Source organism: Pseudomonas sp. NPDC077186, assembly GCF_044543505.1.
Taxonomy (GTDB): domain Bacteria; phylum Pseudomonadota; class Gammaproteobacteria; order Pseudomonadales; family Pseudomonadaceae; genus Aquipseudomonas.
On record NZ_JBITWE010000003.1, the window covers coordinates 597223 to 614353 of the forward strand.

General features: G+C 66.8%; 14 protein-coding genes. 6 read left to right on the plus strand and 8 right to left on the minus strand.

All coding sequences use genetic code 11. From position 1 onward, the window contains the following. Positions 1 to 100: 100 nt before the first annotated feature. Together ACIGKL_RS14750 and cls are read right to left on the minus strand one after the other, a co-directional pair. On the minus strand, positions 101 to 829 hold the full coding sequence (locus ACIGKL_RS14750; protein WP_397487359.1) for a substrate-binding periplasmic protein: 729 nt from the start codon (positions 827 to 829) through the stop codon (positions 101 to 103). Positions 830 to 883: 54 nt separating this feature from the next. Then, the gene (cls, locus tag ACIGKL_RS14755) at positions 884 to 2323 is read right to left on the minus strand and encodes a cardiolipin synthase (protein ID WP_397487360.1); all 1440 of its coding nucleotides are present in this window, start codon (positions 2321 to 2323) and stop codon (positions 884 to 886) included. 268 nt (positions 2324 to 2591) lie between these two features. On the opposite strand from cls, the gene ACIGKL_RS14760 reads away from it, so the two are divergent. Further along, entirely contained in the window at positions 2592 to 4259 is a 1668-nt protein-coding gene (locus ACIGKL_RS14760; protein ID WP_397487361.1) for a BCCT family transporter, read from the plus strand. 527 nt (positions 4260 to 4786) lie between these two features. Here ACIGKL_RS14760 and ACIGKL_RS14765 read toward each other — a convergent pair. Further along, the gene (locus ACIGKL_RS14765; RefSeq protein WP_397487362.1) at positions 4787 to 5569 is read right to left on the minus strand and encodes a hypothetical protein; all 783 of its coding nucleotides are present in this window, start codon (positions 5567 to 5569) and stop codon (positions 4787 to 4789) included. 804 nt (positions 5570 to 6373) lie between these two features. Here ACIGKL_RS14765 and ACIGKL_RS14770 point away from each other — a divergent pair. Then, on the plus strand, positions 6374 to 8065 hold the full coding sequence (locus tag ACIGKL_RS14770; RefSeq protein WP_397487363.1) for a BCCT family transporter: 1692 nt from the start codon (positions 6374 to 6376) through the stop codon (positions 8063 to 8065). A 252-nt stretch (positions 8066 to 8317) separates the two neighbouring features. Here the strand turns inward: ACIGKL_RS14770 and ACIGKL_RS14775 are convergent, their stop codons facing one another. The 3 genes from ACIGKL_RS14775 to folE2 are packed head-to-tail and all read right to left on the minus strand — an operon-like array spanning position 8318 to position 11898. Beyond that, positions 8318 to 9019: a 3'-5' exonuclease gene (locus tag ACIGKL_RS14775; protein WP_397487364.1), complete on the minus strand. Its 702-nt coding sequence runs from the start codon at positions 9017 to 9019 to the stop codon at positions 8318 to 8320. Further along, positions 9016 to 10902, minus strand: a complete 1887-nt coding sequence (locus ACIGKL_RS14780) for a DUF294 nucleotidyltransferase-like domain-containing protein (protein WP_397487366.1) — start codon at positions 10900 to 10902, stop codon at positions 9016 to 9018. Before ACIGKL_RS14780 ends, ACIGKL_RS14775 begins: the two co-directional genes overlap by 4 nt. Positions 10903 to 10932: 30 nt before the next feature. Next, positions 10933 to 11898 (minus strand): GTP cyclohydrolase FolE2, encoded by a 966-nt coding sequence (gene folE2 / locus ACIGKL_RS14785; RefSeq protein ID WP_397487367.1) that lies wholly within the window; start codon positions 11896 to 11898, stop codon positions 10933 to 10935. Between the two features lie 72 nt (positions 11899 to 11970). Here folE2 and dksA point away from each other — a divergent pair, with 72 nt between their 5' ends. The 3 genes from dksA to ACIGKL_RS14800 are packed head-to-tail and all read left to right on the plus strand — an operon-like array spanning position 11971 to position 14250. Continuing rightward, positions 11971 to 12387, plus strand: coding sequence for an RNA polymerase-binding protein DksA (gene dksA, locus ACIGKL_RS14790; RefSeq protein WP_397487368.1), 417 nt, complete (start codon positions 11971 to 11973; stop codon positions 12385 to 12387). Positions 12388 to 12400: 13 nt separating this feature from the next. Beyond that, a complete protein-coding gene (gene zigA, locus ACIGKL_RS14795; protein ID WP_397487369.1) occupies positions 12401 to 13606 on the plus strand; it encodes a zinc metallochaperone GTPase ZigA in 1206 nt (401 codons plus the stop codon). Beyond that, on the plus strand, positions 13606 to 14250 hold the full coding sequence (locus ACIGKL_RS14800; protein WP_397487371.1) for a DUF1826 domain-containing protein: 645 nt from the start codon (positions 13606 to 13608) through the stop codon (positions 14248 to 14250). The genes zigA and ACIGKL_RS14800 overlap by 1 nt, the downstream gene beginning before the upstream one ends. Positions 14251 to 14514: 264 nt before the next feature. On the opposite strand, the gene ACIGKL_RS14805 is transcribed toward ACIGKL_RS14800, so the two are convergent. Beyond that, positions 14515 to 14865 carry an NADH:ubiquinone oxidoreductase gene (locus tag ACIGKL_RS14805; RefSeq protein ID WP_397487372.1) on the minus strand — a complete coding sequence of 117 codons (351 nt, stop codon included), beginning with the start codon at positions 14863 to 14865 and terminating at the stop codon, positions 14515 to 14517. Between the two features lie 96 nt (positions 14866 to 14961). On the opposite strand from ACIGKL_RS14805, the gene ACIGKL_RS14810 reads away from it, so the two are divergent. Further along, complete coding sequence (locus ACIGKL_RS14810; RefSeq protein ID WP_397487373.1) at positions 14962 to 15948, plus strand: CobW family GTP-binding protein; 987 nt, start codon at positions 14962 to 14964, stop codon at positions 15946 to 15948. A gap of 173 nt (positions 15949 to 16121) precedes the next feature. On the opposite strand, the gene ACIGKL_RS14815 is transcribed toward ACIGKL_RS14810, so the two are convergent. Next, a complete protein-coding gene (locus ACIGKL_RS14815) occupies positions 16122 to 16964 on the minus strand; it encodes an alpha/beta hydrolase-fold protein (RefSeq protein WP_397487374.1) in 843 nt (280 codons plus the stop codon). Between the last annotated feature and the right edge of the window lie 167 nt (positions 16965 to 17131).

Consider the following 17131-nt stretch of genomic DNA (forward strand, 5'->3'; position numbering starts at 1 on the left):
GGTGGGCCGGGCGGTGATCCGCTTCAGCCCACGCTGGCCAGCGTTGGTGGGCTCAAGCCCACCCTACGGCTGATCCACCGCCGCATCGCCACGGGCCGGCTCACAGCCCGTGGCGACGGCGGATTTCCCCCACCAGTTCGGCCCGCTCCAGCAGGAAACGGTCGAACTCGGCAATCAGCTGCGGGCGCTTGATGCTCGACAGGTAGTAGTGATCCTCCACGTGCGCCAGCTGCGCATCGAACACCAGGGCGTCCGGCGCCAGGCGTAGCTGACCCAGGTGGTGGGCCACCACCCGCGGGTTGAGGTACACCGCGTCGACCCGGTCGCTCATCGCCATGCGCAGCAGCGAGTCGATCTGGTTGGCCTGGATCAGCCTGATGCGCCCGGCGCGAATCTCCTCCAGATAGGGCCAGGGGGTGAAGCCGTTCTGCGTGCCGAGCAGACGGATGCGCGCCTGGCCCTGGCCGAGGTGCGCCGGCTTGACCAGGATGCCGTCGACGTAGGGCGCCGCCGGCTGGCTGTAGTAGATCTGGTGACCGGCCTTTTGCTCGGCGTTCCATTGCGGGTGGTCGGGGAACTTGAGGTCGAGCCGGCCGCCGAGGAAATCGCCGAGCAGGCGCCGCACCGGCAGCGGCGCGTAGACGAAACGGTAGCCGCGCTCGGCGGCGAAGGCGTCCAGCAGCTCGCGGGCGTAGCCGCGGTACTCGCCGCCATGCACGTCGGAGTAGGGCTGGTAGGGTTGCAGCTCGACGCCGACGCGAATCGGCTCCTGCGCCAGGGCATCGAGGCAGAGGCAAAGGCAGAGCAGCAGGGCGAGCGGTGTCTTCATCGCGGGGTCTCGCTGACGGCAAGCAGCGGGCGGCCCCTTAACCATAGTCGCGGCTTAGAGAATCGGCGAGATCAGCCGCGCCACGCGCATGCCCAGCTGCTGCAGGCGGTGCAGGTTGCGCCGGTCGGCGTTGACCAGCTCGCGCGAGCGGCTGAAGTCCTCCTCCAGCATGCTCGCCACCTGTTCGGCGAAGGCCGTGTCCAGGGTCAGCAGGCTGGCCTCGAAATTCAGGCGGAACGAGCGGTTGTCCAGGTTGGCGCTGCCCAGCAGGCAGGCGTCGCTGTCGATCAGCAGCGCCTTCTGGTGGAGGAAGCCCGGCTGGTAGCGGAAGATCCGCACCCCGGCGCGCAGCGCCTCGAAGGCGTACAGGCTGGAGGCGGCGTAGACCACCCGGTGATCGGCGCGCGCCGGCAGCAGGATGCGCACGTCCACCCCGCGCAGCACCGCCAGGCGCAGCGCCGCGGACACCGCCTCGTCCGGGACGAAGTAGGGGCTGCTCAGCCAGAGCCGCTCATGCGCCGCCTGGATCGCCTCGACGAACAGCAGCGAGCAGGTCTCCTGCGGGTCGGCCGGGCCGCTGGCGATCACCTGGCAGAGCACCCCCGGCTCGTCCTGCTTGTGCGGCAGCAGCAGCGGCGGCAACTGGTGGCAGGCCCAGAACCAGTCCTCGGCGAAGGCCTCCTGCAGGCTGGCCACCACCGGCCCGCGTACCTCCACGTGGGTGTCGCGCCAGGGCGCCAGCGGCGGCTTCTGCCCGAGGTACTCGACGCCGACGTTGAGCCCGCCGAGAAAACCGATCTGGCCGTCGACCACGACTATCTTGCGGTGGTTGCGGAAATTCAGCTGGAAGCGGTTGAGCAGCCCGCCACGGGTGGGGAAGGCGTGAATCTGCACGCCGCCGGCGCGCAACGCGTCGATATAGGGCCGCGGCAGGGCGTGGCTGCCGACGCCGTCGTAGAGCACATGCACCCGCACCCCGGCGGCGGCGCGGGCCAGCAGCAGCTGCTGCAGGCGGCGGCCGAGGGCGTCGTCGCGGATGATGAAGAACTGCAGCAGGATCGCCCGCTGCGCGCCCTGCAGCGCCTCGAACAGGGCGGCGAAGGCGGCCTCGCCGTCGATCAGCAACTGCACCCGGTTGCCGGTCAGGCCGGGCATCTGCGCCAGCTGCGGCAGGGCGCGCAGGCGCTGATAGGCCGGCGCCTGGTGCGCGGCCTTGGCTTCCTCGACCCAGGGCCGCCAGTCCTGCGCGGCCATGGCCTGACGCATCTCGGCGTCGGCCTGGCGCCGCGCCTTGACGTAGGCATCGAAGCGGCTGCGGCCGAACACCAGGTAGGGCAGCAGCGTCAGGTAGGGCATGAAGAACAGCGACAGGCCCCAGGCCAGGGCACCCTGGGCGGTGCGCACGGTGAGCACCGCATGGATCGCGGCGAGCACGCCGAGGCCGTGGATCGCGGCGATCAGCCAGGCGAACAGGTGGGGGATGCCAAACTCCATGGACTTCCTCGCTGCGGGGGCCGTATCCAGCTGACCACGGGCGTTGCGCGACGTTCGCCGGCCATCCTGCCACGGCCCCGCGGCGAATGGCAGGGGGGCGGTTTCGCGACTGTATTTGCCGCTTTCATACAGGGCTATTTCTGCATGAGCCGGTTTCATCTGTTACCCTTTTCGGTTCGACCCAAGAGTGGGTCGTCTTTACTTGAGGAGGGCAGACCGTCCTGTTCACGCTCGTTCAGCGAGTCAAACGCATCAAGGAGCACGCCACATGGGAAACGTCCCTTCGCATGACATGACCCCGCCACCCGCAGCGGCAACCCCCGACGGCATTCCGGCCCCGACCGGCGCTGCCAACCTGATCGACACCGACTACGTCATCGGTCAGGACAACATCCAGGGCAAATTCATCTTCTCGATGGATATCCACGGCAAGGTCTTCACCATCTCCGCGCTGGTCGCGGTGATCTTCGTGGTGCTGGCCCTGGCCCTGCAGAACCAGGTCGAGCCGCTGTTCAGCGCGCTGCGCGACTGGCTCACTCACCACATGGCCTGGTTCTTCATCGGCGCCGCCAACGTCTTCGTCCTGCTCTGCCTCGGCCTGATCGTCTCGCCGCTGGGCAAGGTGCGCATCGGCGGCAAGGAAGCCACCCCCGACTACAGCTACACGGGCTGGTTCTCCATGCTGTTCGCCGCCGGCATGGGCATCGGCCTGATGTTCTACGGCGTGTCCGAGCCGATGTCGCACTACAGCTCGGCGATGGCCGGCATCACGCTCGGCGAGGACGGCGTGCGCACCGACTGGGCGCCGCTCGCCGGCGCCGCCGGCGACAGCGAGGAGGCGGTGCGCCTGGGCATGGCCGCGACCATCTTCCACTGGGGCCTGCACCCCTGGGCGATCTACGCCATAGTCGCGTTGGCGCTGGCGCTGTTCTCCTTCAACAAGGGCCTGCCGCTGTCGATCCGCTCGATCTTCTACCCGATCCTCGGCGAGCGCGTGTGGGGTTGGCCGGGCCACGTGGTCGACATCCTCGCGGTGTTCGCCACCCTGTTCGGCCTGGTCACCTCGCTCGGTCTCGGCGCCGAACAGGCCGCCGCGGGGATGGAATACCTGTTCGGCATCAGCGCCACGGATACCAGCAAGGTGCTGCTGATCGTCGCCATCACCATCATCGCCCTGGCCTCGGTGGTCGCCGGCCTGGACAAGGGGGTCAAGCGCCTGTCCGAGCTGAATATGGCGCTGGCCATGGCCTTGTTGCTGTTCGTCATCATCGCCGGACCGACCCTGGCCATCCTCACCGGCTTCTTCCACAACCTCGGCGCCTACCTGCAGTACCTGCCGGCGCTGTCCAACCCCATCGGCCGCGAGGACGCCAACTTCAGCCAGGGCTGGACCGCCTTCTACTGGGCCTGGTGGATCAGCTGGTCGCCCTTCGTCGGCATGTTCATCGCCCGCGTCAGCCGTGGCCGCAGCGTGCGCGAGTTCCTTATCGCCGTGCTGCTGGTGCCGTCGCTGGTCTCGGTGCTGTGGATGACCGCCTTCGGCGGCACCGCGATCAACCAGCTGCTGGTGGACGGTTTCACCGGCGCCCAGGAAGCCGGCCTGGAACTGAAGCTGTTCAGCATGCTCGGCGAAATGCCGCTGACCGCCATCACCTCCTTTATCGGCATCGTGCTGGTGGTGGTGTTCTTCATCACCTCGTCGGACTCCGGCTCCTTGGTGATCGACACCATCACCGCCGGCGGCAAGGTCAACGCGCCGGTGCCGCAGCGGGTGTTCTGGGCCAGCATCGAAGGGGTGATCGCCATCGCCCTGCTGCTCGGCGGCGGCCTGGTGGCGCTGCAGGCCATGGCGGTGTCGACCGGGCTGCCGTTCACCCTCGTGCTGCTGGTGGGCTGCGTGTCCATCGTCAAGGGGCTGCTGAGCGAGCCGCGCTAAGCGCCGGCCTCGCCGCCTCGGAGAGCGCGCCTGCGGGCGCGCTTTTTTATGCGCGGGCCTCGCGACCTCGGGTTCGCCACCCCTGTAGGAGCGGCTGGGCGGCATTGCGTTTATCCGCGAAGCTTTTGCCGTTTATCCACAGGGCTGGCGGGCTGACCGGAGCCGCCTGGCGCGCGCCGGCTCTGACTCCCCTCTCCCGTTTACGGGAGAGGGGCTGGGGGAGAGGGGCTTTGGGTGTTCGGCATTGGATCGCCTGTGCCGATGTTGCAGTGGCGCCGGTGGATAAGTGGAGCGTTATCCACCCAACGGCCGCGCATCACCGCGCGTTCACCCGAACCGGAGCGCCGCCCAGGTAGGGTGGATGACGCTTTTTCATCCACCATTTGTGCGCGGCTGGTTCGGGCTGTTCGCTGTTGGAACAGGCGAGTCGTGCAGCGGAACAAGGCCGGATATACGAGTGCAGCCGCGCTGGCGACAGGATCGAAAAGCTATTCCTCACCGCTTGTGGGGAGAGTCCATATAAGTTGTTAGCCGTTTGGTGCGTTCTTTCCAAGTATTTTTCGATAGCCCTTGAATGGTCTTCCAGAGATTACTTTTTCGTTGATGCTAGCTCGACCTGACTTTATGTGCTCGAGAACAAGTTTTGCGGATTGGTCGGCATACTTTATTAGTTTGTTGGCTGTGTATTCGAGGCCAACATCTGAACTGGCGTAGAGCAAGGTCATATTGCTGGGCAAAAAGATATTTTCATAAATTGGTTCGGCTTTCGCATTTATAGCGGGGATTTCGCTCAGGTAAGAGTCAACAACTACACCGATTTTTCCAGCTTTTGGAAGATGATTATTTTTGAGTAGTTCACTGAGAGCCATTATCCAGCCAATTTTTTCTCTAGGTTCTGATAGTTCCGTGAACTCTAGGCAAAAAGGTGTTTTATAACATAAGGATTTTGATTCTGTTGTTGGGTCTTCAACCCAGTTTGCTAGTATGACTCCCGTTGCTGAAATTTCTCGCTCACCAATAATATTGGTATTGGTATCAATGGCGATAATCAGGTCAAAATTTTCCAAAGAACTATTAGGGTCTAGCGTTAGCTGTTGGCCTTTAATTGGAATTCTATTTAATATTTTCGGCCCTTTTTCTCGTTCGTAGCTGGCCTCATGATATCCGTTCTCAAGCGGGGATAAAAACGTGACTGTGTCAGATACTGGATCATATTTTAGAGATATTTCACTGACTTCAATTGATGAGGTCGCGTATGTCCACTCGGATCTAGGGTTCCGCTCAATTTTTTGTTTCTTCGATTTTTTCAAAGGCACAGTCTCATGTTGAGCGGCTAACTATTTATTAGACGACATAGCTGTCGCGTTTCCCCGCAACAGCTGTCGGACAACCTTCCTCATCGTCTTGTAAGGCGCTGTCTGCCTGAGAGCGGCCGCAGCAAAGGCAACAGGCTCCGGAGAACACGCGACAGGGTGGCGACAAGCCAGGCTGCTGGCGTAATGCCGGCAGGCATAAGTCGGACGCTAGTCCATTTTTGCTGAGGCTGTCCACGGTGGAGAGCTGCGCTTGCCTTGGCTTTTTATCAGCCGCCGGAGGATCGGCCGCGCGCCAACGCCCATGCGATATCAGCCTCCCGATACTCTCGTGGAGAAGCTGAAATAGCCGTCATTCCCGCGTAGGCGGCAATCCAGCTCCTCCGTAGCACCTGGGCTCCCGCCTGCGCGGGAGTGACGGTAAGTGGCCTGTTCAGCGCTTGCCTGTGGATAAGCAGCCAAGGCTTCGCGGATAAACGCAATGCCGCCCGGCCGCTCCTGCAAGGTCGCGGTGCTATTCAGCGGTTCGACGCGCTCTCCATCGCCAAGAAGGTCATAGGCGAAGTAATAGGGGACACGGTTTTTAAAAGCTTCGCGGATAAATCCGCTCCTACCAGATCGCGGCGCAATCCAGCCGTTCGACGCGCTCTCCATCGCCCAGCGCCGCCCTCGTCGCTATTGGATAGCCCCGCGCCGCTTGCGCCGCGTTGGCCGGTTTTTCCTTCTGTTAGCGTCGGCCTCCGCGTGCGGCACTGCGCCGCGCGCCGCGTCGAGCACGCGATAACTATAAGGAGCAGCCATATGAGCCATGCCCGAGGGTCCAAGGGGCCCAGCACAGCCAACGACGACGGCATCCCCGCCCCGAGCGGCGCCGCCACTCTGATAGACACCGACTACGTGGTCGGCCAGGACAATATCCGCGGTCGCTACCTGGTCAATCTCGATATCCACGGCACGGTCTTCATCGTCTCGGCGCTCAGCGCGCTGCTCTTCGTGGTGCTGGCGCTGGCCCTGCACAACGAGGTGGAGCCGCTGTTCAAGGCCGTGCGCGACTGGCTGACGCAGAACCTGGCGTGGTTCTTCATCGGCTCGGCCAATATCTTCGTGCTGCTGTGCCTCGGTCTGATCGTCTCGCCGCTGGGCAAGGTGCGCCTCGGCGGCACCCTGGCGCGGCCCGACTATTCCTATACGTCCTGGTTCGCCATGCTGTTCGCCGCCGGCATGGGCATCGGCCTGATGTTCTATGGCGTGGCCGAGCCGATGTCGCACTACGACTCGTCGCTGGCCGGCGTCACGGTCGGCGACAACGGTGTGCGCAGCGACTGGGCGCCGCTCGGCGCGGCCGCCGGCGATTCCGCCGAGGCGGCGCGGCTGAGCATGGCCACCACCATCTTCCACTGGGGCCTGCACCCCTGGGCGATCTACGCCATAGTCGCGTTGGCCTTGGCGCTGTTCGCCTTCAACAAGGGCCTGCCGCTGTCGTTCCGCTCGATCTTCTTCCCACTCCTGGGTGAGCGGGTGTGGGGCTGGCCGGGGCATGTGATCGATATCCTCGCGGTGTTCGCCACCCTGTTCGGCCTGGTCACCTCGCTCGGCCTGGGCGCCGAGCAGGCCACCGCCGGCCTGCACAGCCTGTTCGGCCTGCCGGCCGACACCACCACCAAGGTGCTGCTGATCGCCGTGATCACCCTGATCGCGCTGTGCTCGGTGCTGGCCGGCGTGGACAAGGGGGTCAAGCGCCTGTCCGAGCTGAACCTGGGCCTGGCCCTGCTGTTGCTGCTATTCGTGGTGGTCGCCGGTCCCACCGCGCTGCTGCTGAGCGGCGTGCTGGACAACCTCGGCGCCTACCTGCAGTACCTGCCGGCGCTGTCCAACCCGGTCGGTCGCGAGGACGCCAACTTCAGCCAGGGCTGGACTGCCTTCTACTGGGCCTGGTGGATCAGCTGGTCGCCCTTCGTCGGCATGTTTATCGCCCGGGTCAGCCGCGGCCGCACCGTGCGCGAGTTCCTCATCGCCGTGTTGCTGGTGCCGTCGCTGGTGTCGGTGCTGTGGATGAGCACCTTCGGTGGCACCGCGCTGCATCAGGCCCTGGGCGGTCTGACCGAGCTGCAGCAGGCGGCGCTGGAGCTGAAGATGTTCGTCATGCTCGACCAGCTGCCGATCGGCGCGATCAGCTCCTTCGTCGCCATCGTGCTGGTGGTGCTGTTCTTTATCACCTCGTCGGACTCCGGCTCCCTGGTGATCGACACCATCACCGCCGGCGGCAAGGTCAACGCGCCGCTGCCGCAGCGGGCGTTCTGGGTGCTGCTCGAGGGCGCGCTGGCCGTGGCGCTGTTGCTCGGCGGCGGCCTGGTGGCACTGCAGGCCATGGCGGTGTCCACCGGCCTGCCGTTCACCCTGGTGCTGCTGGTGGGTTGCGTCGCCGTCATCAAGGGTCTGCTCAGCGAGCCGCGTGCGCTGGCGGGCGGGGCCGGGGTGCTGTCGCGCGACTAGCGTCTGTGCGAGGGGCCCCTGGCAGAGCGGGGGCCCCTCGCACTCGAGAAAAAGCCGCGATGCCGCTGGGTATCGCGGCTTTCTTGTCGCCCAGGGTGCGCTGTGCGCACCGGCCTGTGCGGTTCTAGGCCAAGAGCGTCGCGGCTAAAGCCCCTCCCACGGTTGCGGTGCCGGGCTTTGTGGGAGGGGCTTTAGCCGCGACCGTAGCGAGGCTTTTGTTGCGCGCGGCGCACCCTACACAAGATCGCCGCCTCAGCGCCACAGCTCGCCCACCGGCGTATGCGTCCACTGATGAGTGGCCGCCTGCGCCTGCAGCAGTTCGGCGGTGGCCAGGGCGTCGCTCAGCGCGTGGTGCGCGCGGTACGCCGGCAGGCCGTAGCGCTGGCGGCTGTCGGCCAGGCGGATGGAGATCGGCCGTTGCCCGCGCAGGCGTCCCAGCAGGCCGGGGCGCCGCCGTGGATGCAGGCGCGCCTCCAGCGCCATGGTGTCGAGCAGGGGGAACAGCAACCCCTCGCCCAGTTGGCGGCGCAGCGCCTGGTCGAGGAAGCCGCGTTCGATGCGGTGGTAGTGCACCACCACCAGCTTGCCCGCCAGGGCGTCGAGCACCTCGCCGAGCACCGCGTCCAGCGGCGGCGCATGGCGCACGTCGGAGTGGGTGATGTGGTGGAAGGTCACCGAATCGCCGTGCAGTTCGCTGCTGGGGCGCACCACCCAGTAGCGCGCCTCCTGGCAGCGGATGCGGCGCAGATCGAAGGGCACCAGGCCGAGGCTGACGATGGCGTCGCGGCCCGGCTCCAGGCCGGTGGTTTCCACGTCCAGGGCAAGCAGCGGCGCCTCGCCCAGCGGCGTCTCGGCGGCCGGGCAGCCGGCGCGGTAGAAGGCCGCCAGGCGGGGATCGCGGGCCTCTTCGCCGAGCTGGCGCAGGCGCTCGGGCCAGTTCGCGGCGCTCGTCACAGGCGCCCCATGGGCTGCGCCGGATAGCGGAAGCGGAGGAATTTCTGCGCATTGCTGACGATCTGGAAGGCTTCCTTGAGGTTGTGCCGTTCCTCGCTGCTGATCTGCTCCGGTTCGATGTAGTTGCTCAGCTTGCGCTCGGCTTGCAGGTCTTGCGCCTGGTGGCGGATGCGCACCAGGCCGAGGAATTCGAAGGCGTAGCGCAGGCCCTCCAGCGCTTCGTTGGGCAGCAGCTTGGTGGTGGCGATGGCGTCCAGTCGTTCCAGCGAGTTCTGCGCGCGGGAGCCGCAGGCCAGGGCGTGCACCCGGATCAGGTCGGTGAGCGGCGCGGTGCCGCGGCCCTTGAGGTTGATGATGTGCTTCTGCTGGCCGTCGGTCTCCATCACGAAGGTGCGGAAGAAGCCCAGCGGCGGCGTGCGATTGAGCGCGTTGCGCGCCAGCGCGGCGAGGAACGCCGGGTTGCCGCTGGCGCGGCTGGCGAGCAGATCCTTGAGGTTTTCCACCAGCTCGGTGGCGCCGTAGACGCCGTCGAGGTCGAAGAAGATGCTGGCGTTGAGCAGGGTCTCCGGGTTGGGCTGCTCGATCCACTGGCTGAAGTAGTCGCGCCAGGCCCGCAGCGGTTTGCGCCACTTGGGGTTGTTGGCCATGATCCCGCCCTTGCAGTAGGCGTAGCCGCAGGTCGCCAGGCCGTCGTTGACGAACTGCGCCAGCTCGGCGAAGTAGTCGCCGTGCAGGGCGGGGTCGAAGCTGTCGTCGAGCACCAGGGCGTTGTCCTGGTCGGTGAGCAGCAGCTGCTCGTCGCGTGCCAGCGAGCCGGCGACCATGAAGCAATAGGGCACCGGCGGCGGGCCGAGCTTCTGCTCGGCGAGCGCCAGCAGGCGCTGGGCGAAGGCGCGGCCGATGCCGCTCATGGCCTTGCCGACCATATTGACGTTGGCGTCGTCGGCGACCATGCGCAGGAAGGTGGCGCGCAGGTCCGGCGTCAGGCGCTTGAGCTCCTCCACCGACTGCTTGTTGAAGATGCCGTTGACCAGATACAGGCTGCTGCGCGACTCGTAGCGGACGATATCGGCCAGGTTGATCACGCCCACCGGCAGGTTGCGGCTGAGCACCGGCAGGTGGTGGATGTTGTGCCGCAGCATGCTCAGCATGGCTTCGAACACCGAGTCGTCGGCCTGGGTGGTGATCGGATCGGGCGACATCACCTGGCTGACCGGGGTGTGGCCGGGCAAGCCTTCGGCCAGCACGCGGGTGCGCAGGTCGCGGTCGGTGAGGATGCCGGCCATCCGCTGCGCGGCGCCTGCGCCGGTCGGCGGCGCCACCACTATCACCGAGGACACGCCGTGCGCGGTCATCACCCGGGCGACCTCCTGCACCGGGGTGTCCGGCACCACGCTGACCGGTGCCCGGGTGACCAGCTTGCGCACGGTGATCTTCATCAGCTCGCTGGCCTTGCCCTGGCTGTCCTCCAGCGCCGACTTCAGGCGCGACTGGCCGACCAGCTCGACGAAGTCGGCGAAGCTGTCGAACTGCTCGCACAGCTGGTGGAACAGGACGCCGGGGATGAAATAGATCAGGCTGTCTTCCAGCGCCCGCGCCGACAGGCGCACGCGGTTGCCGCCCATCAGCCCGGCCTGGCCGAAAATCTCGCCCTCGGTCAGGCGGTTGTGCAGCTCGCCGCTGCGCCGGTGGATCTCCACCGCGCCGCTGCGCACGTAGTGCAGCTCATGGATCGGCGCCCCCGGCGCGAGGATTTCGCTGTCGGCCTTGAAGTAGCCGACCTGCACCTGGCGGGAAACCTCGCCCAGCGTCTCTTCCGGCAGCTTGTCGAAGGGCGGGAAGCGCTTCAGGTGATCGCGGATCTCGATCAGCTCGATCTGCATGGGGCGTCCTTCGTTACGGGTCGCCTTTATCTAAGCACAGCGTGCCTGCTGCCCGCCGCTCTCAATGCGCACCGCGCCGTCGCGAGGCCGTCGTCGCGGCTCAGGCGGATCCCAGTTCCAGCGGCTCTCGGCCACCGCGTCGTGGGCGTGCAGGCTTTCCGCGTGCACCACTTTGAGGCGGAAGGCGTCGACCTCGGGCAGCTGGCGCAGGGCGCGGTGCAGGCGCCGCGCGGCGTCTTCGCAGAACATCAGGTTCTGCCCGTTGGCCAGGGCGAAGGCCTGCTCGTCGGCGCGCTTGACCGCGGTCTGCACCGGCGTGCCGAGGGCGCGTTCGGCACCGTCGAGCAGCGCCAGCAGCGGCAGCTCAGTGCAATCCGGGTTCAGGCGCAGGTGCAGGGTCGCCGTGCTGCGCTGGCTGTGCGGCGTGGCGAGGATGCCTTGGGTGCTGCCGAGCCAGCCGATGATGTCGGCGCGATCGAGGTTTTTGCCTGCAAAGTCTTCGTTGAATTGCTGCTGGATCAGCTGTCGGGCCAGCGCCGCCGAGCACGGGCAGGTGGACGAATAGGCCAGCTCGAGCTGCAGTTCGACCTGGAATTGGCGGCCGTCCTGGCGTGCGCGAACCGCGAAGGGGTAGTGCTTCCAGCCGCTCAACGGGCTGATCAGCGCCGGGCGCTCCAGCGGCAGCGCGCCGCGCAGGGTCAGGCTGGCGCTGTCCGACAGCTCGCGGTGGCTGCCCAGGCAGTCGTCCAGCAGCCGCTGCAGCGCCGGCACGTCCAGCGGTTGGCCGGCCAGCGCCTGCAGGGCCAGGTACAGGCGTGACATATGGATGCCGCGCGCGCCGCCATCAATCAGGCTGACGCCGATATCGGCCTGGGCCGTCAGCGTCTGGCCGGCCAGCCGCAGCGGCAGGGCGATGCCGGCCATGCCGACCCAGTCCAGCGGCAGGTCGTGGTGGGTGGCTTGGGCGGCTATGTCCGGCAGGGTCTGTACGTTCATCGCAAATCCATGGGTTGCTGGTTCGATTGAATGTTATGTTATAACACTAAAAAACAAACCAGCCGATGTGCCATGACCCTGCCTACCGAAGCCGAACTGCTAGCCCAGCCCGCCGACGCCTATATGAACGACGCCCAGCAGCGCTTCTTCCGCGCCCTGCTGCTGGCCCAGCGGGCCGAACTGCAGGCGCGCGTCGACGAGGAGTTCGCCGAGCTGCGCGAGCGCGAGACCAGCAGCGACGTCGCCGATATCGGCAGCGCCGAGGAGCAGCGCCAGTGGCAGCTGCGCCTGCTGGAGCGGGAAAAGAAGCTGCTGGACAAGATCGACCAGGCGCTCGAACGCCTGGCGCGTGGCGAATACGGCTGGTGCGCCGAGACCGGTGAACCCATTGGCCTCAAGCGCCTGCTGCTGCGCCCCACCGCGACCCTGTGCATCGAGGCCAAGGAGCGCCAGGAGCAGCGCGAAAAACATCAGCGTGACCGTGACTGAACGAGGAACCCCCATGAATCAGCGTCTACCCGTTACCGTGCTGTCCGGCTTTCTCGGCGCCGGCAAGAGCACATTGCTCAACCATGTGCTGAAGAACCGCGAGGGCCGCAAGGTCGCGGTGATCGTCAACGACATGAGCGAAATCAATATCGACGGCGCCACCGTCCAGCAGGACGTCAGCCTCAACCGCGCCGAAGAGAAGCTGGTGGAAATGAGCAACGGCTGCATCTGCTGCACCCTGCGCGAGGACCTGCTGGACGAGGTCAGCCGCCTGGCCAGCGAAGGCCGCTTCGACTATCTGCTGATCGAATCCACCGGCATCAGCGAGCCGCTGCCGGTGGCCGAAACCTTCACCTTCCGCGACGAGCAGGGCCGCAGCCTGTCCGACCTGGCGCGGCTGGACACCATGGTCACGGTGGTCGACGGGGTGAACTTCCTGCGCGACTTCCACACCGCCGACAGCCTGGCCAGCCGCGGCGAAACCCTGGGCGAGGAGGACGAGCGCTCGATCACCGACCTGCTGATCGAGCAGGTGGAGTTCGCCGACGTCATCCTGATCAGCAAGATCGACCTGATCAGCCAGGCCGAGCGCGAGGAGCTGATCGCCATCCTCCGTAGCCTCAACACCCACGCCGAGATCCAGGCCATGAGCATGGGCCAGATCGCCCTGGACAAGATCCTCGACACCGGTCGCTTCGACTTCGATCGCGCCGCGCAGGCGCCGGGCTGGCTCAAGGAGCTGCGCGGCGAGCACGTGGCGGAAACCGAGGAATACGGCATCGCCTCCAGCGCCTACCGCGCGCGCCGGCCCTTCCATCCGCAGCGCTTCTTCGACTTTATCGCCCGCGACTGGGTCAACGGTCGCCTGCTGCGCTCCAAGGGCTTCTTCTGGCTGGCCAGCAAGTACCAGGAAGCCGGCAGCTGGTCGCAGGCCGGCGGCCTGATGCGCCATGGCCTGGCCGGGCGCTGGTGGCGCTTCGTGGCCAAGCAGCACTGGCCGCAGGACGAGGAGGGGCTGCAGGCGATCATGCAGCACTGGAGTGCCGAGGTCGGCGACTGCCGCCAGGAGCTGGTGTTTATTGGCCAGAACATCGACTTCGCCCGGCTGACCGCCGAGCTGGACGCCTGCCTGCTCAGCGACGAGGAAATGGCCGGCGGGCCGGAGGCCTGGCGTCTGCTGCCCGATCCCTTCGGCGCCTGGCAGCAGGAGGCGGCCTGATGTTGGCCCTCAAGCTGCGCCCGGCGCCGCGTCAGGCGCTGGGCGAGGATATCCAGGTGCTCACCGAGGTGCTGCGCGACGAGGTCAACCTGGCCGTCTGGCAGCGCCGCCTGCCGGCGCAGATCGAGGACTTCGCCGCGGCGCTGCTGGCCCAGGGCGAATCCCTGGCGCAGTCCATGACCCTGGAGCTGGCGACGCCCGACAGCGCGCCGAATCTCGACGGCCTGCTGGCGCAGTACGCCGACCTGCCGGGCCAGGCTGCCTTTCTCGCCGACGTGGCCTGGCTGGTGCGCGCCTACGCCTGCCTGCTCGATGCCGAGCGCATCGGCCTGCGTCTGCGCGTGCTGGACAAGGCCATGTGCCCGCGCTTTCACATCGACCACGTGCCGCTGCGGTTGATCACCAGCTACGCCGGGGTCGGCAGCCAGTGGCTGGAGGAGGGCGGCATGCCGCGCGCACGCCTGGGCGATGGTTCGGCCGAACCGCAGGACGCGGCATCGATCCGCCAGTTGCAGGCCGGTCAGGTGGCGCTGGCCAAGGGCGAGAAGTGGCAGGGCAACGAGGGCCGCGGGCTGATCCACCGCTCGCCGCAGCCGCCGGCCGGCGAGCGCAGGTTGCTGCTGACCCTGGATTGGTTGGCCTGAGGGAAGTTGCGACGATTTCCGTTGGGCTTCGTCGCGGGCTCCTCAACCCAACCTACGTGCTGCCCGCCGTAGGGTGCGCCGTGCGCACCACGAATACCGCGGTATTGCCGGTGCGCGCGGCGCACCCTACAGAAGGGCGAAAAAATAGGCCGGAGCGACTGCCCCGGCCTTAAGCACCAAGAGATCATGTCGACGCGTGACTCGACATGCGGGCCATGTGAGGTGCCCGCAGTCATTAGGCGCTGTTTGGGTGACGTTTTGATGTCAGGGTTCGATCCAGGTGCCCTGATACTGGCTGGTGCAGGCCGGCTGCAGATACAGCGCATCGCTGGCCACGCCGTAGTAGTGGATGTCCTGCCGATACAGGCCGCTGCCGGCCCGCGCCTCCTGGCACACGCCGTAGGCGCCCGCGGGGCACTGCTCGAGGAACTCCACTTCCACGGTCTGGCCCTGCAGCTGCGGCTGGCAGAAGCCCTCGCGGAACAGCTGGCTCGGGATATTGCGGTTCTCCTGGCACAGCTGCACGTCCAGGCGTTCGGCCTGGCTGTGCACCACGCAGGCCTCGCCCAGGGCCAGGCCGGGCAACAGGGAGAACGGCAGCAACCACCCACGCATCGTATCGACTCCAGAGCAAACTGCCGGCGAATCTAGCACGCCGTCCGCCTGCAGTCTGTGCTGGCAACGGCAGCCAAGACCGTCGACCATAGGCCCATGCTCAGTCAGATCCCCGCCCACCTGATCGCCGGCCCCCTCGGCGCCGGCAAGACCAGCCTGATCCGCCAGCTGCTGGCGCAGAAGCCGGCGGCCGAGCGCTGGGCGGTGCTGGTCAACGAATTCGGCCAGATCGGCCTGGACGCCGCGTTGCTGGAGCGCGGCGAGGATGGCGTGGCGCTGGCCGAGGTGGCCGGCGGCTGCCTGTGCTGCGTCAACGGCGCGCCGTTCCAGGTCGGCCTCGGTCGCCTGCTGCGCCGGGCGCGGCCGGATCGCCTGTTGATCGAGCCATCCGGCCTCGGCCACCCGCGGCAGTTGCTGGAGCAGCTGCGCCAGCCGCCCTGGATTGGGGTGCTGGCGGTGCAGCCGATGCTGCTGGTGCTGGACGCCGCCGCCCTGGCCCGCGGCGAGGCGCTGCCCGACAGCCAGCGCCTGGCGCTGGACGGCGCCGGCCTGCTGCTGCTGAACAAGAGCGAGCGCCTGAGCGCCGAGGACCGTGCCCGTATCGCCGCCGCATTGCCGCGGCTGCCACTCTTTTGGACCACGCAGGGCCGTCTCGACCTGGCCGCGTTGCCGGGATTCGGCACACAGGCGGCCGATACCGAGGCGCTCGCCGCCCTACCCAGCGCCGCAGCGCCCCTGCCACAGCTGTGGCGCACGCCAGACGAACCCATCTGCCTGATCCAGGATCAGGCCGAAGGCTGGAGCATCGGCTGGCGCTGGCACCCGAGCCAGCGCTTCGACCTGCTCCGGGTGCAGCGCTGGCTGGCCACGCTCGACTGGCGCCGAGCCAAGGCGGTGCTGCACGGCGAAGAGGGCTGGCGCTCGCTCAATGCCCTGCACGGCCAGGCCGGCGAGGGCTGGCGCGCCAGCGAATGGCGCAAGGACTCGCGCCTGGAGTTGATCTTCAGCGAGGCGCAGGACGGCGAAGCCCTGCGCGCCGGCCTGGCGGCCTGCCGGAGCATGGGTGGCGGCACCTCTTGTTGAACCGGCTGCGGGCCAGGGCATCAGGCCGCCAAGCCGGTAGGAGCCGCGCCCTGCGGCGAATGGCGATCCCGTAGGGTGGACATGCCGCCAGGCTTGTCCGCCGAATCGCTGGTGGACAAGGCTTCGCCATGTCCACCCTACAGACTGCCGCGTTTCGTAGACCGCGCTAGCTATCAGGGATAACTCTGGAACCAGGCGAGGATCTTGCCCGGCGAGCTGGCGAACCACTCGTGCCCGCCCAGCGCCTCGGTATGCCGCGCGGTGGCGATGCCCTGGTAGAGCAGGCGGTCGTAATACAGCTCCATGCTCCACCAGGGCACGGTGAGGTCGGCGAAGCCGTGCACGAACAGGGTCGGCGGATGGTCGGCCGGCAGCGCCGGCACGCTGCACAGCGGCCCCGAGCAGGTGGCGTAGGAGCCGGACTGGATCGCCAGCGCCTTGAACCGGCCGGGGAAGGACAGCGCCATGCGGCTGCTGTTGTAGCCGCCACTGGAGATGCCGGTGGCGTATTGGCGGTTGGCGTCGAGCGGGCCGAAATGGCCGGCGGCGATGGCGTCCAGCACGTTGCCGAGGAAGTCGTAGTCGGTGCTCAGCTCGTAGTGCTGCGCCAGGCCGGGGATATTGGTCTGCCAGAACAGGTCGGCCGGCGCGCTGGGGGCGATCACCGCGAAGCCGTTGTCCAGCAGGCGCTGGATCAGCTTGCCCTCGTAGAAACCGCCGAACGGCAGGTTGCCATGGTAGGTGAAGTCGTCGAGCGGGAAGAACGAACCCTGGTAGATCAGCACCACCGGCCAGCCGGCGGCCGGCGGCGTGCCCAGCGGCGTCTGGTAGATCACCTGGCGCTGGCCGACCAGGCCGGAATCGATCCAGGCGGACTGATAGCTGCAGCTGACCTTGGCCGGCAGCAGCAGGCTCTTGGCGCGCTCGCTGCAGCGCGAGGCGGCCTGGGCCTGGAGGGTGGACAGGGACAGGGACAGCAACAGCAGGCAGAGACAGGCGGTGCGAAGAGGGGACATGGCGCAATTCTCCGTTGTTGTTATGGGTACCGCGCATCGAATTGAAACAGGAATTCCGATTCCGTCAAGTGCTGCAGGCCTCGCCAATCCTGGCCTGCAGCCGATTACGGCGGGCTTCAGCGCTGCGGCTAAGAGAAAAACTGGAACCGGGGGCTTGCCAGGTTGAA

What these genes read in the sequence shown, in the direction of transcription:
- ACIGKL_RS14770 (WP_397487363.1), top strand. Translation starts at nt 6,374, where the DNA reads ATGAGCCATGCCCGAGGGTCCAAGGGGCCCAGCACAGCCAACGACGAC.
- ACIGKL_RS14800 (WP_397487371.1), top strand. Translation starts at nt 13,606, where the DNA reads ATGTTGGCCCTCAAGCTGCGCCCGGCGCCGCGTCAGGCGCTGGGCGAG.
- folE2 (WP_397487367.1), bottom strand. Translation starts at nt 11,898, where the DNA reads ATGAACGTACAGACCCTGCCGGACATAGCCGCCCAAGCCACCCACCAC.
- ACIGKL_RS14815 (WP_397487374.1), bottom strand. Translation starts at nt 16,964, where the DNA reads ATGTCCCCTCTTCGCACCGCCTGTCTCTGCCTGCTGTTGCTGTCCCTG.
- ACIGKL_RS14810 (WP_397487373.1), top strand. Translation starts at nt 14,962, where the DNA reads ATGCTCAGTCAGATCCCCGCCCACCTGATCGCCGGCCCCCTCGGCGCC.
- ACIGKL_RS14750 (WP_397487359.1), bottom strand. Translation starts at nt 829, where the DNA reads ATGAAGACACCGCTCGCCCTGCTGCTCTGCCTTTGCCTCTGCCTCGAT.
- cls (WP_397487360.1), bottom strand. Translation starts at nt 2,323, where the DNA reads ATGGAGTTTGGCATCCCCCACCTGTTCGCCTGGCTGATCGCCGCGATC.
- zigA (WP_397487369.1), top strand. Translation starts at nt 12,401, where the DNA reads ATGAATCAGCGTCTACCCGTTACCGTGCTGTCCGGCTTTCTCGGCGCC.
- ACIGKL_RS14780 (WP_397487366.1), bottom strand. Translation starts at nt 10,902, where the DNA reads ATGCAGATCGAGCTGATCGAGATCCGCGATCACCTGAAGCGCTTCCCG.
- ACIGKL_RS14760 (WP_397487361.1), top strand. Translation starts at nt 2,592, where the DNA reads ATGGGAAACGTCCCTTCGCATGACATGACCCCGCCACCCGCAGCGGCA.
- ACIGKL_RS14805 (WP_397487372.1), bottom strand. Translation starts at nt 14,865, where the DNA reads ATGCGTGGGTGGTTGCTGCCGTTCTCCCTGTTGCCCGGCCTGGCCCTG.
- dksA (WP_397487368.1), top strand. Translation starts at nt 11,971, where the DNA reads ATGACCCTGCCTACCGAAGCCGAACTGCTAGCCCAGCCCGCCGACGCC.